The organism is Actinomycetospora chibensis, from assembly GCF_028737215.1.
In the GTDB taxonomy this organism is placed as follows: Bacteria; Actinomycetota; Actinomycetes; order Mycobacteriales; family Pseudonocardiaceae; genus Actinomycetospora; species Actinomycetospora chibensis.
This window is the reverse complement of sequence record NZ_JAQZAM010000003.1, coordinates 233,188-248,268: the sequence shown is the minus strand read 5'-3', so window position 1 is coordinate 248,268 and position 15,081 is coordinate 233,188. Positions and strand designations below refer to the sequence as shown.

The window sequence follows — 15,081 nt, the reverse complement described above, 5'->3', positions numbered from 1 at the left end:
CTACGTTGTGATCTGCGTCGCACGAGCGGCGCACGACGAGGGGACAGCGGATGAGTGACCAGCTCGCCGGCCGGAGAGTGCTGATCACGGGCGGCGCCCGGGGGCTCGGCGCCGGGATGGCATCGGCGATGGCCGCCGCCGGCGCCTCGGTGATGCTCGCCGACGTGCTCAAGGACGTCGGCGAGCAGGCCGCGGCCGAGATCCCGGGCGCACGCTTCGTCGAGCTCGACGTCACCGACGACGCGCAGTGGGAGGCGGCCGTCGCGCACACCGTCACCGCGCTCGGCGGGCTCGACGTCCTGGTCAACAACGCCGGCATCGAGGTCACCTCGCTGCTCGTCGACACCGAGCCCGACGACGTCCGTCGCATGCTCGAGATCAACGTCCTGGGCACGATGCTCGGGCTCAAGCACGCCTTCCGCGCCATGCGCCCCGGTGGCGCGGCCGGACACGGCGGGTCGGTCATCAACATCTCGTCGGTGGCCGCGACCATCGCCTTCCCGGCGATCGCGGGCTACTCGGCCACCAAGTCCGGCGTCGACCGGCTCACCCGCGTCGCCGCGATGGAGTCGGGCAAGCTCGGCTACGGCGTCCGGGTCAACTGCCTCTACCCCGGCCTGGTGCCCACCGACATGGGCGTGAAGCTCGCGGTCGAGACCTCCGCCCTCGGCCTCTTCGAGAGCCCCGACGCCGCCGTCGGCGCGGTCGTCGAGCTCACCCCGTCCGGGCGCCTCGCCGAGGTGTCCGACATCGCCGACGCCGCGGTGTTCCTCGCCTCGGACGCGTCCCGCTTCGTCAACGGCGTCGGCCTGCCGGTCGACGGCGGGATGGGCATGTAGACGTGGCCCTGACGTCCTGGTTGGACAAGGGGGCGTCGCTCGGGTCGGACGCCCCCTGCCTGACCCTCGACGGCACGTCACTGTCCTACGGCGACGTCGTCGACCTGAGCCACCGGGTCGCCCGGGCGCTGCGACGCTCGGGCGTCCGGCCCGGGGACAAGGTCGGCATCCTCTCGGCCAACGATCCCGTCGCGTTCGCCTGCGTCTTCGGCATCGCCCGTGCCGGCGCCGTCTGGTGCCCGATCAACCCGCGCAACGCGGGCGACGAGAACCGCGAGCTGCTGGACCTGTTCGACTGCGCCGCGCTGATCTTCCAGAGCGGGTTCGGCGAGCTCGTCGCCTCCATCGCCCCGGCGCTCCCCCAGCTGCACACCGTGGTGTGCCTGGACGGGCCGCGCGGCGACGCCCCGGGGTTCGCCGACTGGCTGGCGGCCGCCGACGGCGACCCGCCCGCCGAGGCGGAGCCGCCCGACGACGTCGTCGCCCTCGTCGGCACCGGGGGCACCACCGGGCGACCGAAGGGCGTGATGCTGACCGACCGCAACCTCGAGGCGATGTCGGCGATCACGCTGATGAGCTATCCGTTCGAGGGGCGGCCGGTCTACCTCGCGCTCGCCCCGCTCACCCACGCCGCGGGTGTGCTCTGCTTCCCGGTGATGGCCCTCGGCGGCGAGATCGTCGTGATGGCGACGCCCGACGTGGGACGGTTCCTCGCCCTCGTCGAGCACCACCACGTCACGCACACCTTCCTGCCGCCGACGCTGATCTACATGGTGCTGGGGCACCCCGACCTGGACCGGACGGACCTGAGCTCGCTGCAGTGCTTCTGGTACGGCGCCGCACCGATGTCGGTGGCGCGCCTGGAGGAGGCGCTCGAGCGGATCGGGCCGATGGCGCAGCTCTTCGGGCAGTCCGAGGCGCCGATGATGGTCTCGACGATGTCGCCCGCCCAGCACCGCCTGCGGGACGGGTCGGTGGCCCGGTCCCGCCTCGCGTCCGCGGGCCGGCCGTCGCCGCTGGTGACGGTGGCGATCATGTCGGACGCCGGTGCTCTGCTGCCGGCCGGTGAGCGTGGCGAGATCGTCGTGCGCGGGTCGCTGGTGATGGCCGGCTACTACAAGAACCCCGAGGCCACCGCGGAGGTGTCCGCGCACGGCTGGCACCACACCGGCGACATCGGCTACCTCGACGACGACGGCTACCTGTTCATCGTCGACCGGGCCAAGGACATGGTCATCACCGGCGGCTTCAACGTGTACTCCGCCGAGGTCGAGCAGGCCCTCATGGCGCACGAGGCCGTCCGCGACTGCGCGGTGGTCGGGCTCCCGGACGAGAAGTGGGGCGAGCGGGTGACGGCGGTGGTCGAGCTCGTGCCGGAGCGCGCGGTGTCCGGCGACGACCTCGTCGCGTTCGTCAAGGCGCGGATCGGCAGCGTGAAGGCGCCCAAGCAGATCGAGTTCTGGGACGCCCTGCCGCGGTCCACCGTCGGGAAGATCCTGAAGACCGACGTGCGGGCGACCCTGACCGGGAGCCGATCGCCGGCCCGGTGACCTAGCGGTGCCCGGCGACCCCGCGGGGCTCGTAGCGCTCCTCGAGCGCACGGATCTCGTCGTCGTCGAGACGCAGGTCGACGGCGGCGACGGCGTCGGCCAGGTGGTGCTCCTTCGTCGCGCCGATGATCGGGGCGTCGACGACGGGGTTGTTCAGCACCCAGGCGAGCGCCACCTGGGCCCGGGAGACGCCGCGCTTCTCGGCGATCTCGGCGACGGCCTCGACGATGTGCCGGTCGGTGTCGCGGTAGAGCGACTTGCCGACCTCGTCGGTCTCCTGCCGGCCGGTCGAGTCGTCCCAGTCGCGGGTGAGCCGGCCGCGCGCGAGGGGGCTCCACGGGATGGCGCCGACGCCCTCGTCGCCGCACAGCGGCAGCATCTCCCGCTCCTCCTCGCGGTAGAGCAGGTTGTAGTGGTCCTGCATCGTGACGAAGCGGGTCCAGCCGTTGACGTCCTGCAGGTGCAGCGCCTTCGCGAACTGCCAGGCCCACATCGAGGACGCCCCGATGTAGCGGACCTTGCCCGCCTTGACGACGTCGTGCAGCGCCTCGAGCGTCTCCTCGACCGGCGTGCCGTAGTCCCAGCGGTGGATCTGGTAGAGGTCGACGTAATCCATGCCGAGGCGCCGCAGCGAGGCGTCGATCCCGGTCATGATCGCCTTGCGCGAGAGGCCGCCGCCGTTCGGGCCCTGGCGCATCGGCATGAAGACCTTGGTGGCGACGACGACCTCGTCGCGATCGGCCATCTCGCGCAGCGCGCGGCCGGTGATCTCCTCGCTCGTGCCGTCGGAGTAGGCGTCCGCGGTGTCGAAGAAGTTGATGCCGGCGTCGAGGGCCTGGCGGAAGAAGGGTTTCGAGGCGTCCTCGTCGAGGGACCACGGGTGGGTGCCCCGGTCGGGGACGCCGTAGCTCATGCACCCCAGGCAGATCCTCGACACGTCGACACCGGTCATGCCGAGCTTCGTGAACTCCATGCCGTCAGCCTGCCCCACGAACCGCCGATCGATTCACACGTCCACGCGGGAATCGACGGGACCCCGTCCGCGCTCGACTCCACAGCGTCGGCAGCCAGGGACATCGCCGTTCCCGACTCGGTCGAACCCCCCAAGAATCGCCCCAGAACGGTCGTACGCCACGTGAGCACCCCCGAAGCACCACCCGTCCGGCGACGCTGGCTGATCCTCGCCGTGATCGGGATCGCCCAGCTGATGGTCATCCTCGACAACTCGATCGTGAACATCGCGCTGCCGTCGGCGCAGGCCGACCTCGGCTTCGACGACGCGCAGCGCCAGTGGATCATCACCGCCTACGCGCTGGCGTTCGGCAGCCTGCTCCTGCTGGGCGGCCGCCTCTCCGACCTCTTCGGACGCAAGCGCGCCTTCCTCGTCGGCCTGGTCGGCTTCGCCGTAGCGTCGATCCTCGGCGGTCTCGCCCCCGGCTTCGAGCTGCTGGTGGCGGCGCGCGCCCTGCAGGGCGTGTTCGGCGCGCTGCTCGCCCCGGCCGCCCTGTCGCTGCTGACGACGACGTTCACCGAGGGACGGGAACGGGCGCGCGCCTTCGGGGTGTTCGCCGCCCTCGCCGGCTCCGGCGCCGCGATCGGGCTCCTGCTCGGCGGAGCGCTCACCCAGTACGTCGACTGGCGCTGGTGCATGTACGTCAACGCGGTCTTCGCGGCGGTCGCCTTCGTCGGCGCCTCGCTGCTGCTCCCGGCGCAGCCGGTCGAGCACCGGCCGCACCTCGACGTCGTGGGCACGGTGCTGGCGTCGGCCGGGTTGTTCAGCGTGGTCTACGGCTTCGCGAGCGCGGAGACCGACAGCTGGACCTCGCCGCTGGTCTACGCCTTCCTCGCCGCCGGCCTCGTGCTGCTCGTCGCGTTCGTGCTCGTCCAGCGCCGGGTCAAGGCCCCGCTGCTGCCGCTGCGGGTCGTGCTCGACCGCTTCCGCGGCGGGTCGTTCCTGACGATCCTCGTGCTCACCACGGGCATGTTCGGCGTGACGCTGTTCCTCGCCTACGTCATGCAGCAGGTCTTCGGCTTCTCGCCGCTGATGACCGGGGTCGCGTTCCTGCCCATGGTCGCCTGCATCGTGCTGGCGGCGAACACCGTGCCGGCGATCCTGCTCCCGCGGACCGGGCCCAAGCCTCTCGTGGTCGTCGGAATGCTGCTCGGCGCGGGCGGGCTGTTCTGGTTCTCGTTCCTCACCCCGGAGTCGGGCTACGCGGCCCACGTCCTCGGCCCGCTGCTGATGATCGGTCTCGGCATGGGCACGGCGATGTCGACGTCGATCAACACGGCCACCTACGGCGTCGAGCCCGGCGACGCGGGCGTCGCGTCGGCGTCGGTGAACACGATGCAGCAGGTCGGCGGGTCGGTCGGCACCGCGCTGCTCTCGAGCATCGCGGGCACCGCGGCCGCCGGCTTCGCGGTGCCGCCGCTCGCCGCCGCGCTGCACGGCTACACGACCGCGTTCACGGTCGCCGCGGGCATCTTCGTCGTCGGCGCCGTCGTCGTCGGGTTCCTCATCCCCGCCGGCCGGACCACCGCGCGGTCCGCCGTCACCACCCGGACGGCCTCCACCGAGGCCGGTGAGCCCGCGGAGCCTGCGGAGCCCGTCGGCACGGGGCTGGTGGGAGCGGTGCGCGACGGTGGCGGGCGCGCGGTGGCCGGGGCGACGCTGACCCTCGTCGACACGGCGGGCCACGAGGCGGGCCGTGCGGTCACCGACGACGCCGGCGACTACACGCTGCGCGCGAGGCCCGGCGACCACCTGCTCGTCGCCGGGGCCGCGGGACGGGCCCCGACCGCGCAGCAGATCGTGCTCACCGACGGGCTGACCACCCGCGGCGACGTGGTCCTCGACCCGACCCCGGAGCCCGCCCGCACCTGACCGGGCGAACCTGGCCCTCCGTCTGCGCGCGCCCTGAACGAACGGCGCTTTCGCTGCTTCGGAAGCAGCGAAAGCGCCGTTCGTTCGTCGGGCGAGGCTCGCTCACGAGGTGTGGTGCGACTCCTGGAGCTTGTGCACCGGGGTCGGGATGCCGACCGAACGGGCCTTGAGCTGCAGCGCGAGGTAGAGCGAGTAGAAGCGCGACTGGTGCAGGTTGCCGCCGTGGAACCAGAGGTTCTCCTGCTGGGTCGGCTTCCACATGTTGCGCTGCTCGCCCTCCCAGGGACCGGGGTCCTTGGTGGTGTCCGAGCCCAGGCCCCACACCTTGCCGACCTTGTCGGCCACCTCCTGGCCGACGATGTCGGCGGCCAGCCCGTTCATCGACCGGTAGCCGGTGGCCCAGACGAGGAGGTCGGCCTCGAGACGGGTGCCGTCGTCGAGCACGACCTCCTTCTCGGTCAGCTCGGTGATCTGGCCCTTGGCGAGCTTGACCTTGCCGTCGGCCACGAGCTCGGCGGCGCCCACGTCGATGTAGTAGCCCGAGCCGCGGCGCAGGTACTTCATGAACAGGCCGGAGTCGTCGTCGCCGAAGTCGAGGTCGAAACCCGCCTCCTCGAGGCGCCGGTAGAAGTCGGCGTCGACCTCGCGGGCCTTGTCGTACGCCGGCTTCTGGAAGTTGTGCATGATCCGGTACGGCAGCGACGCGAAGATCATGTCCGCCGTGTAGGTGTCGACGCCGTTGCGCACGGCCTCCTCGGAGTACAGGTCCCCGAGGGCGTAGGTCATCAGCGTCTCGGACCGGATGATGTGCGTCGAGCTGCGCTGCACCATCGTGACGTCCGCGCCGACCTCCCAGAGCGAGCCGCAGATGTCGAAGGCCGAGTTGTTCGACCCGATGACCACGACCTTCTTGCCCTTGTAGGCGTCCGGGCCGGGGTGCTGCGACGAGTGCTGGATCTCGCCCTGGAAGACGTCCTCGCCGGGGACGGACGGGATGTTCGGCTTGCCCGAGACGCCGAGGGCGAAGACGAGCTGGCGCGGCTTGAGCGTCACCTGCTCGCCGGCACGGTCGACGACGACGCTCCACTGCCCGGACGCCTCGTCGTACGTGGCGCTCTGCGCCGTCGTGGAGCCCCAGTAGTTGAGCTCCATGACCTTGGCGTACATCTCGAGCCAGTCGCCGATCTTGTCCTTCGGCGAGAAGACCGGCCAGTTGTCCGGGAACTTCAGGTAGGGCAGGTGGTCGTACCAGACCGGGTCGTGCAGGGCGAGGCTCTTGTAGCGCTTGCGCCAGGAGTCGCCGGGCTTCTCGTTGCGCTCGACGATGATCGTCTCGACGCCGAGCTGGCGCAGCCGCGCACCGAGGGCGATGCCGCCCTGGCCGCCGCCGATGACGACGACCTCGGGCTGGCGGGTGTAGCCCAGCTCGGCGGCCTCGGCCTCGCGCTGCTCGGCCCAGGTGACGCGGTCGGGGTTGGCGCCGTGCTCGGTGCCGAAGGGCCGGTCGGCGTTCGGGCTCGCCGGCTCCTCGTGGCCCTTGATCTCGTCGAGGGTGGTGAGGAACGTCCAGGCCTTGTCGTCGGCGTTCAGCCGCAGGTGCCCGGTGCCGCGGCCGATCGCGGTCTCGAACTTCAGCCAGGCCTCGGTGACGCCGTCCGCCTCGGTCGGCTCGCCGCTGACCTCGAAGGACACCGGGGTGGCCTGCCGGGCGGCGTCCGAGGACACCAGCTCGGACACCCCGCCGGGGCCCTCGACCGTGATCAGGTTCCAGGTGAACGACACGAGGTCGCGCCAGTAGGACTCGTCGGCGAACAGCGACGCGGCGCGGTCGGCGTCCCCGGCGTTGAGAGCCTCGGTGAACTGCGTCAGCCAGGCATCGACGCGGGTGCCGGCCTGGGTGCGGCCACTCTCGACCGTCTGGGTCACTGCTACCTCCACGCGGGCGACGTACGGCCGACCGCGGGCACTCGCCCACACCCGCCCGCGGTCGTGTGGCGTGAGGGACAGTGAAGCCGCTCACGCGCGCTCGCGGCAGGGGTTGCAGCCAGGTTGCAGCGGCGTTCAGGCGCGCCGGCTCCCCCGGACCACCAGCGCGACCCCGCCCAGCAGCACCACGAGGCCGACGAGGGTGCCCGGCGCGAGCCGCTCCCCCAGCCAGAGCGCCGCGACCAGCGCCGCGCCGGGCACCTCGAGCAGCGAGACGACGGCGACCACCGGCGCGCCCACGGTCCGTAGGGCGCGGTTGAGCAGCGAGTGCCCGAGGAACTGCCCGCAGAGCGTGATCGCGACGAGGGACAGCCAGCCCGCCGCGGGCCACCCCGCGAGCGGCACCCCCGCGACGACGACGACGGCGAGCAGGACCAGCGCCGCAGTGGCGTAGCAGAGCAGCGTGTAGGTCGAGGTCGCCAGACGTTCCCGCGCCGCCGCGCCGACCAGGAGGTAGCCCGCCATCGCGAGCCCGCCGACCAGGGCGAGCGCATCGCCGAGCAGGGCACGGGGCGAGCCGGCGAGGTCGACCCCGGCAACCAGCAGCACGCCCGCCAGCGCCACCGCCACGCCCGCCCACTCGGCACCCGCGACCGGCCCGCCGCGCACCCGGGTCAGCACCGCGGTCCACAGCGGGGCGGTGCAGACCAGGGCCGTGGAGGTGGCCACCGAGGTGAGCACGAGGCTCGGCACCCACGTCCCGAAGTGCACCGCGAGCAGCACCCCCGCAAGGGCGCAGGTGCGCGTGTCCCGGGCGCCGACCCGGCGACGGTCCGGACGCGCCCCGACCACCGGCGCGAGCACCACCGACGCCATCGCCGTGCGCCAGAACGCGATGGCCAGCGAGGGGACGGCGGCCGCGGCCGCGAGCGGCGCGGAGAACGAGATGCCGACGACCGCGAGGAGCAGCAGCCCCGCCTCGGCGAGCACCTCTAGAAGATCGAGTACGCGCCGTCGACGACGATCTCGTCGCCGGTGTGGAACCCGCCGACGCCGCCGGCGAGGTACACGGCGAGACGCGCGAAGTCGTCGGGCTCGCCCCAGCGCCGCTGCGGCATCCGCGCCATCACCGCCCGCTCGAAGCGCTCGTCGTGCAGCCGCGGCGAGGCCAGCGGGGTCTCGGTCCAGCCCGCGACGATCGAGTGCGCGTGGATGCCGTGCCGCGCCAGCTCGACCGCGCAGCCCTTGATCAGCGCGGTCAGCCCCGCCTTGCTCGCCGCGTAGGCCTCCGCGCGCGGGGCCCCGTGGACGGTCGAGACGCTCGAGGTGCCGACGAGCACGCCGCCTCCCCCGCGCTCGACCATGTGCCGGGCGGCGGCCCGCAGCGTCAGGAACGCGCCGTCGAGGTTCACGCGGGTCACCGCGCGGAAGTCCTCGAGGGTGGTGTCGACGAAGCGCGCGCCGGAGCCGGTCACCCCGGCGTTGGCGAAGCAGGAGTCGATGCGGCCGAAGTGCTCCAGTGTCGCGGCGAAGGCCTCCGCGACGGCTGCCTCGTCGCCGACGTCGCAGCGCAGGGCCCGGACGCGCGTGCCGTACCCGGCGAGCTCGTGGGCGGCCGCCGCGTTGCGCTCGGCATTGGTGCCCCAGACGCAGACGTCGGCGCCGCAGCGCGCGAGCCCGCGCGCCATCCCGAGCCCGATGCCGGAGTTGCCGCCGGTGACGAGGGCGACGTGGCCGGTGAGGTCGAAGAGCCCCGTCACCGGATCGACCACTCCCCGGTGAAGTCCGGCTCGCGCTTCTCGGTGAAGGCCGCGAACGCCTCGGGCGCGTCCGCGGTGGCGAAGTTGACGGCCTGGGTACGCGCCTCGCTCGCGAGGGCCTCGCGCAGCGTGCGGTCGGCGTTCTCGTGCAGCAGGGCCTTCGACTGCGCCGCCGCCACGGGCGCGACGGACGCGAGCCGGGCGGTGAGGTCGGCGACGAATGCGTCGATCTCCTCGGGCGGCGTCACCCAGGTCACCAGCCCGAGCCGTTCGGCCTCGGTCGCGTCGATCATCTCGGCGAGCAGCGCGAGCCGCTTGGCCTGCTGCATCCCCACGAGGCGGGGCAACAGCCACGACCCGCCGAAGTCCAGCGAGAGCCCGCGCCTGGCGAAGATCTGCGAGAAGCGCGACGTCGGGGTGGCGACGACGAGGTCGCAGCCGAGGGCGAGATTCCAGCCGGCCCCGACGGCGACGCCGTCGACGCGCGCGACGGTGGGCTTCGGGAGCTCGTGCAGCAGGAGCGCGATCTCGTTGATCGAGCGCATCCGGTCGAGCGGGTGGCCCTCCCGTTTCACGGAGAGATCGGCGCCCGCGCAGAACGCCCCGCCCGCGCCCGTGATCACCACGACCCGCGTCTCGGGGTCGTCACGCGCGCGCTCGAACCCCGCGCGCAGCGCGTCCCACGTCGGGCCGTCGATCGCGTTGCGGCGCTCCGGCCGGTTCAGCGTGAGGGTCAGGACACCGCTCTCGCGGTGGGCGAGCAGGACCTCGTCGGCCATGGTGCGGAACCTATCGATCGATCGTTCAGGATGCCAGGCGATCGCCTTATGCTGACCCGATGAGCAGCGCCGCGCCCGTCCCGCGCGGGGGCGGCCGGGACGCGATCACGCGCGCGGCGCGCGAGAGCTTCGCCGAGCAGGGGTACCACGGCACCTCGATCCGCGACATCGCCCGCCGGGCCGGGCTGTCCCTCTCGGCGCTCTACCACTGGCACTCCGGCAAGCAGGACCTGCTGGTGCTGCTCATCGAGGAGAGCACCGCCGAGTACTTCCGCCGCTGCGAGGGCGCGCTGGACGAGGTCGGCAGCCACACCGCCGACCCCGCCGAGCGCCTGCTCGCGCTCGTGCGCGCCACCGTCGAGTACCGCGTGAGCCGCCGGGTGGAGAGCACCATCGCGGCCGCCGAGTGGGGCAACCTCGCCCCGGAGCACCGGGCGCGGCTCGACGGGCTGCGGGAGTCGGCGGGCCGGCTCTGGACCGAGATCGTCGACGACGGCGTCGCGCGCGGGCACTTCCGCTGCGCCCACCCCGAGGACGCCCGCCGCGCGATCGTCGCCGCCTGCAACGCCATCGCGCAGTGGTACGACCCGGCGGGCGACCTCGCCGTGCCCGACCTCGTCGAGCGCTACGGCGAGATCGCCCTGCGGATCGTCGACCACCGGCCTTAGCCGCTGACGGCCGCCGCGTCCAGCAGGTGCGCGAACTTCCGCCGCGCCGCCTCGCGACGGGTCGGCACGTGCTCCGTGGGCACCTCGCGGGGCTCGTAGTCGCGCAGCACCCGGCGCGCGACGGTGACCTTGTGGACCTCGTCGGGGCCGTCGTAGATCCGCGCCGCCCGGGCGTGGCGGTACATCGACTCCAGCGGCAGGTCGGTGGTGTAGCCGAGCGAGCCGTGCACCTGGATCGCGCGGTCGATGACGTTGTAGAGCACCGAGGCGCCGTAGAACTTGATCATCGCGATGTCGGTGAGCGCCGCCTCCGTGCCGCCCTGGTCCATCTTCCAGGCGGCCTGGAGCGTCATCAGGCGCGCCGCGGTCATCTCCGCGGTCGACGTCGCGATCCAGTCCTGCACCATCTGCTTCTCCGAGAGCAGCGACCCGTGGGTGTGCCGCGAGACCGCGCGCTCGCAGAGCATGTCGAAGGCGCGGCGCGACTGTCCGAGCCAGCGCATGCAGTGGTGGATGCGGCCGGGACCCAGCCGCTTCTGGGCGAGGAGGAAGCCGTCGCCCTCGGCCCCGATGAGGTTCTCCCCCGGCACGCGGACGTCGCGGTAGAGCACCTCGGAGTGCCCGCCGGCGTAGCCCGTGCCCTCCTCGGGGTGCTCCATGGTCGGGATGTCGCGCACGACCTCCACCCCGGGCGTGCCGACCGGCACGACGAACATCGACGCGCGCCGCCGCGGCGCCGCGTCCGGGTCGGTGACGGCCATGACGATGAGGAAGTCGGCCACCGAGCCGTTCGACGTGAACCACTTGTGCCCGTTGATCACGTACTCGTCGCCGACGCGCTCGGCCCGGGTGGTGAGCAGGGTCGGGTCGGCGCCGGCGTTGGGCTCGGTCATGGAGAACGCGCTGCGCAGGCGGCCGTCGAGCAGCGGCTCCATCCACTGCTTCTTCTGTGCCTCGTTCGCCCCGAGCGCCAGCAGCTCGGCGTTCCCCGAGTCGGGGGCGTTGTTGCCGAACACCGACGGCGCGTACACGCACTGCCCGAGGATCTCGTGCATCAGACCCAGCTTGACCTGCCCGAACCCGCCCCCGCCCAGCTCCGGGGGCAGGTGCGCGGCCCAGAGCCCGCGGGCCTTCACCTCCTCCTGCATCGGCGCCGTCGCCGCCCGGAGGGCGGGTCCGTCGAGGTCGAGGGTCTCGAGCGGGAGGATCTCCTCGCGGACGAACGTCCGCATCCACGCGAGCTGCTGCTCGAACTCCGGCTCGGTCGAGAAGTCCCAGGCCATGTGTCGCTCCTTCAGGCCCTGAAGGCCAGGTCGAGCCCCGGGGTGTCCCACTCCAGGGCGTAGAGGACGCCGCGTCCCGACGAGGTGACCCAGGCTGAGTGCGAGTCCGCGCCGGCGAAGCAGATGTTGGTGACGTAGGGGTCCGGGTCGGGCACGGGCACCTGCCGCAGCAGCGTGCCGTCGGGCGAGACGACGCTGATCGCGCCGGTCATCAGCGTCGCGACGCAGACGTTGCCCTCGCCGTCGACGGCCAGCGAGTCGAGCGGCTGGTGACCCTCGAACCCGTGCAGGAGCCGCCGGGCCCGTCGAGGCGTCCGGGGCCGACGACGTCCCAGGCCCACAGCCGGCCCGGCCCCGTCTCGGCGACGTAGAGCCGCGACATCGGTCACCGCGCCGGCGTCCGGTCCGTCGAGGACGACGCGTTGGATGCGCCCGCCGAGGTAGTCGGGCGGCTGGTGGCCGGGCGCGGTGATCCCGCCGTCGCGGTCGTGCCACACGAAGCCGCCGTTGTTGCAGACGTAGACCGCGCCGTCCGGGCCGATCGCGGCGCCGTTGGGACCGCCGCCGAGGTCGGCGACCACCGTGGTCGTCCCGTCGGGCGCGACGCGCGTCAGCGTGCCGCGGCGGATCTCGACGACCAGGACGTCGCCGTTCGCCAGCGCGATCGGTCCCTCCGGGAACCGCAGGCCGGTCGTCACCGCGCGCATGTCCGGAGCCTCCTTCGCGACGGCCTCGCCGCGCAACGTCGCGTCATCCGGGCCGGTCATCCGGGCTGGGCCAGGTAGCGCGGATTGGTGACGGCGAGCCGGTCGGTCGTCGCCGCGCGCACGGCCGCGAGCAGCGCGGGGTCGGTGTCGTCGATCTCCCCGGCGCGGATGGCCGCGGCCAGGGCGGCCTGGTCGGCGTACCCCAGCGCGGCGAGCCGCTCGCGGTGGCGACGCTCGTGCTCGGGGCCCAGCCGCAGTTCCCGCCCGACGCCGCCGAGGACGTTCGCGGCGACGCGGGCGAGGAACGCCACCCGCTCGTCGTCGCCGGTCACGACGTCCTCGCGCAGGAAGGACGTCACGGCGTCGACGAGGTCGACCGCGCTCGGGCGTCCGTAGAGGTCGGAGGGCCCCGCCTCGACCGCCTCCCCGACGGCCTCCTCCTGCGCCGGGAGGCCCAGCAGGAGCAGGAGGTCGTGCTCGTTCTCGGCGACGCGCCGGCCGATCGCGGCGAGCTCGACCGACGGCGTCGTCCCGTCGAGGTGCCGCTGCGCCATCTCCCGGCACCCCAGCGCCCACCACGTCGTGCGGTGGAGCTGCCACCAGCGCACGGCCTCCGGGTCGGGCCGGTACCCGGCGACCTCGGCGTAGCCGTCGAGCAGCTGGTCGACGGTGCCGAGACCCGCGACGGGCAGCGGCGAGCCGAAGCGCCAGCACTTCACGCACAGCCAGCCGAGGTCCTCGCGCGGGTCGCCGCGGTGCACCAGCTCCCAGTCGAGCACCGCGCGCAGCCCGGTCTCGTCGACGATGAGGTTGCCGAGGCGGAAGTCGCCGTGCACGAGGGTGTCGGGCACCGGTGCGGGCCGGTGGCGGTCGAGCCGGCGCAGCGCGATCTCGACGACGGGCAGCGGCTCGTCGAGGGCGTCGTAGGTCGCCCGGAGGTCCTCGACCGGGTCCCCCGCCGCCAGCCCCGGGAGCGCGTTCGGCCGGATCGTGTGGATGCGGGCGAGCGTGCGGCCCAGCTCCGCGGCCAGCCCCTCCCGGGCGTGCGCGTAGCGCTGCTCGCGCAGCAGCCGCGGCCCGAGCGTCTCGCCGGCGACATGCTCGGTGATCAGGTACGGCGAGCCGACCGTCGCGGTGTCGGCGCCGCTGTCGACGAGCCGCGGGACCCGGACGCCCGCGTCCGCGGCGGCGGCGATCGCGGTGGCCTCGAGCGCCATGCCCTCGGGCCGGTCGTTGCCCGGCGGGTCGCGGCGCAGCACGAGGTCGCGCCCCCCGTGGGCGGATGTGGCGGTGAACGCCCACGTCTCGCGGCTGGCCCCAGCGGTGAGCCGGCGCAGGTCCGTCACCGTGACGGCGGTGCCGGTGATCTCCGCGAGGCGCCGTGCCAGTTGATCGCGGAGGGCGCTCATCGGACCTTGTTCGGCCCCGCGAAGCCGAACAGGTACGCCGCCACCTTGCGCATCTGGACCTCCTCGGCGCCCTCGGTGATCCGGTAGCGGCGATGGTGGCGGTAGATGTGCTCGAACGGCGTGTGCCGCGAGTAGCCGAGACCGCCGTGCACCTGCATCGCGCGGTCGGCGGCGTCGCACACGAAGCGGTTGGCCCGGTAGTTGCACATCGAGACGCGGTCGCTGATCTCCGTGTGCGGCACCCGGTCGAGCTCCCAGGCCGTCTTGCGCACCAGCCCGCGCAGCATCTCGGCCTCGGTCTGCAGCTCGACGAGCGGCCACTGGATCGCCTGCCGGGTGGCCAGCGGTTCGCCGAACGTCCGGCGCCCGCGGGCGTAGGCGACGCTGCGGTCGACGCAGTACTGGCCGGCGCCGACGCCGGACGCGGCCTGCCGGATGCGGTTCTCGTGCACGAACGTCTGCGCGACCGCCAGGCCGCCGCCCTCCTCGCCGAAGATCGCGGAGTCCGGGACGCGGACGTCGCGCAGGGTCACCTCGGCGTGGTCGGTGGGCATGTTCAACGTCCACCAGTGGAAGTCGACCGAGAACCCCGGGGCCTGCACGGGGACGAAGAACGCGGTGATGCCCCGCGCGCTGCCGTCCGTCCCGGATGTCCGGGCGAACACGACGTCGTGCGTGGCCGAGTGCATTCCGGAGTTCCAGCGCTTCGTCCCGTTGATCACCCAGTCGCCGCCGTCGCGAACCGCCGTCGTCTCCATCCACGTGGCGTCGCTGCCGTGGTCGGGCTCGGAGAGGCCGAAGCCGACTCGGGCGGTGCGGGTCAGCATCGGCTCGAGGAACTCCTCGCGCTGCTCGGCCGTCCCGTACTCGAGCACCATGTGCACGAAGGGGAAGTTGCCGACCACCGACGACTCGTTCTGCAGGTCGTTGTGCAGGCCCAGCCCGCGGTGGGCGAGGTGCTCGCGGATGACGGCCATGTCGAGGTTCGTGCCGTCCGACCCGCCGACCTCCGCCGGCAGCCCGTAGCGCAACCAGCCCGCGGCGTCGGCCCGGCGGAACATCTCGCCGAGCAGCTCCTCCCAGTCGTGCCGCGGGACCCCGCCGCCCTCGAAGTCGGTGCGCGCCCACTCCCGCCGGTGGTCGAAGAAGCGCGCGTTGTCGTCCTGCTCCTCGAGCGGGCGGATCTCGGTCTCGATGAAGTCGTCGAGCGCGGCGAGCCGCTGGGTCAGCTCCGCCGGGAGTGCGAAGTCCACACCGACCTCCTCCTGAACGATCG

General features: G+C 73.0%; 13 protein-coding genes. 4 read left to right on the top strand and 9 right to left on the bottom strand.

Going from position 1 to position 15,081, the window contains the following annotated elements; translation table 11 throughout:
- Nucleotides 1-50: 50 nt before the first annotated feature.
- On the top strand, nucleotides 51-839 hold the full coding sequence (locus PH189_RS05840) for an SDR family NAD(P)-dependent oxidoreductase (protein ID WP_274187814.1): 789 nt from the start codon (nucleotides 51-53) through the stop codon (nucleotides 837-839).
- A 2-nt stretch (nucleotides 840-841) separates the two neighbouring features.
- The gene (locus PH189_RS05835) at nucleotides 842-2,389 is read left to right on the top strand and encodes an acyl-CoA synthetase (RefSeq protein WP_274187813.1); all 1,548 of its coding nucleotides are present in this window, start codon (nucleotides 842-844) and stop codon (nucleotides 2,387-2,389) included.
- 1 nt (nucleotide 2,390) lies between these two features.
- On the opposite strand, the gene PH189_RS05830 is transcribed toward PH189_RS05835, so the two are convergent.
- Nucleotides 2,391-3,362, bottom strand: a complete 972-nt coding sequence (locus PH189_RS05830) for an aldo/keto reductase (protein ID WP_274187812.1) — start codon at nucleotides 3,360-3,362, stop codon at nucleotides 2,391-2,393.
- Nucleotides 3,363-3,524: 162 nt separating this feature from the next.
- Between PH189_RS05830 and PH189_RS05825 the strand changes: the two genes are divergently transcribed.
- Complete coding sequence (locus tag PH189_RS05825; RefSeq protein WP_337994132.1) at nucleotides 3,525-5,273, top strand: MFS transporter; 1,749 nt, start codon at nucleotides 3,525-3,527, stop codon at nucleotides 5,271-5,273.
- A gap of 102 nt (nucleotides 5,274-5,375) precedes the next feature.
- Here PH189_RS05825 and PH189_RS05815 read toward each other — a convergent pair whose 3' ends face one another.
- From PH189_RS05815 to PH189_RS05800, 4 genes are all read right to left on the bottom strand, one after another.
- The gene (locus PH189_RS05815; protein WP_274187811.1) at nucleotides 5,376-7,199 is read right to left on the bottom strand and encodes a flavin-containing monooxygenase; all 1,824 of its coding nucleotides are present in this window, start codon (nucleotides 7,197-7,199) and stop codon (nucleotides 5,376-5,378) included.
- Between the two features lie 135 nt (nucleotides 7,200-7,334).
- A complete protein-coding gene (locus PH189_RS05810; RefSeq protein ID WP_274187810.1) occupies nucleotides 7,335-8,189 on the bottom strand; it encodes a DMT family transporter in 855 nt (284 codons plus the stop codon).
- A 2-nt stretch (nucleotides 8,190-8,191) separates the two neighbouring features.
- Nucleotides 8,192-8,959, bottom strand: coding sequence for an SDR family NAD(P)-dependent oxidoreductase (locus PH189_RS05805; RefSeq protein WP_274187809.1), 768 nt, complete (start codon nucleotides 8,957-8,959; stop codon nucleotides 8,192-8,194).
- Nucleotides 8,956-9,738 carry an enoyl-CoA hydratase/isomerase family protein gene (locus PH189_RS05800; protein ID WP_274187808.1) on the bottom strand — a complete coding sequence of 261 codons (783 nt, stop codon included), beginning with the start codon at nucleotides 9,736-9,738 and terminating at the stop codon, nucleotides 8,956-8,958. The genes PH189_RS05805 and PH189_RS05800 overlap by 4 nt, the downstream gene beginning before the upstream one ends.
- A gap of 59 nt (nucleotides 9,739-9,797) precedes the next feature.
- Between PH189_RS05800 and PH189_RS05795 the strand changes: the two genes are divergently transcribed.
- Nucleotides 9,798-10,406, top strand: coding sequence for a TetR-type transcription factor C-terminal domain-containing protein (locus PH189_RS05795; protein WP_274187807.1), 609 nt, complete (start codon nucleotides 9,798-9,800; stop codon nucleotides 10,404-10,406).
- Here PH189_RS05795 and PH189_RS05790 read toward each other — a convergent pair.
- The 4 genes from PH189_RS05790 to PH189_RS05775 are packed head-to-tail and all read right to left on the bottom strand — an operon-like array spanning nucleotide 10,403 to nucleotide 15,058.
- Nucleotides 10,403-11,689 (bottom strand): acyl-CoA dehydrogenase family protein, encoded by a 1,287-nt coding sequence (locus PH189_RS05790; RefSeq protein WP_274187806.1) that lies wholly within the window; start codon nucleotides 11,687-11,689, stop codon nucleotides 10,403-10,405. The genes PH189_RS05795 and PH189_RS05790 overlap by 4 nt on opposite strands.
- Before the next feature lie 11 nt (nucleotides 11,690-11,700).
- Complete coding sequence (locus PH189_RS05785) at nucleotides 11,701-12,456, bottom strand: SMP-30/gluconolactonase/LRE family protein (RefSeq protein WP_274187805.1); 756 nt, start codon at nucleotides 12,454-12,456, stop codon at nucleotides 11,701-11,703.
- Nucleotides 12,453-13,805 (bottom strand): phosphotransferase family protein, encoded by a 1,353-nt coding sequence (locus PH189_RS05780; protein ID WP_274187804.1) that lies wholly within the window; start codon nucleotides 13,803-13,805, stop codon nucleotides 12,453-12,455. Before PH189_RS05780 ends, PH189_RS05785 begins: the two co-directional genes overlap by 4 nt.
- On the bottom strand, nucleotides 13,802-15,058 hold the full coding sequence (locus PH189_RS05775; protein WP_274187803.1) for an acyl-CoA dehydrogenase family protein: 1,257 nt from the start codon (nucleotides 15,056-15,058) through the stop codon (nucleotides 13,802-13,804). Before PH189_RS05775 ends, PH189_RS05780 begins: the two co-directional genes overlap by 4 nt.
- Between the last annotated feature and the right edge of the window lie 23 nt (nucleotides 15,059-15,081).

Coding starts and splice junctions, on each gene's coding strand:
- PH189_RS05790 (WP_274187806.1), bottom strand. CDS start 11,689: ATGGCCTGGGACTTCTCGACCGAGCCGGAGTTCGAGCAGCAGCTCGCG.
- PH189_RS05830 (WP_274187812.1), bottom strand. CDS start 3,362: ATGGAGTTCACGAAGCTCGGCATGACCGGTGTCGACGTGTCGAGGATC.
- PH189_RS05840 (WP_274187814.1), top strand. CDS start 51: ATGAGTGACCAGCTCGCCGGCCGGAGAGTGCTGATCACGGGCGGCGCC.
- PH189_RS05795 (WP_274187807.1), top strand. CDS start 9,798: ATGAGCAGCGCCGCGCCCGTCCCGCGCGGGGGCGGCCGGGACGCGATC.
- PH189_RS05785 (WP_274187805.1), bottom strand. CDS start 12,456: ATGACCGGCCCGGATGACGCGACGTTGCGCGGCGAGGCCGTCGCGAAG.
- PH189_RS05800 (WP_274187808.1), bottom strand. CDS start 9,738: ATGGCCGACGAGGTCCTGCTCGCCCACCGCGAGAGCGGTGTCCTGACC.
- PH189_RS05780 (WP_274187804.1), bottom strand. CDS start 13,805: ATGAGCGCCCTCCGCGATCAACTGGCACGGCGCCTCGCGGAGATCACC.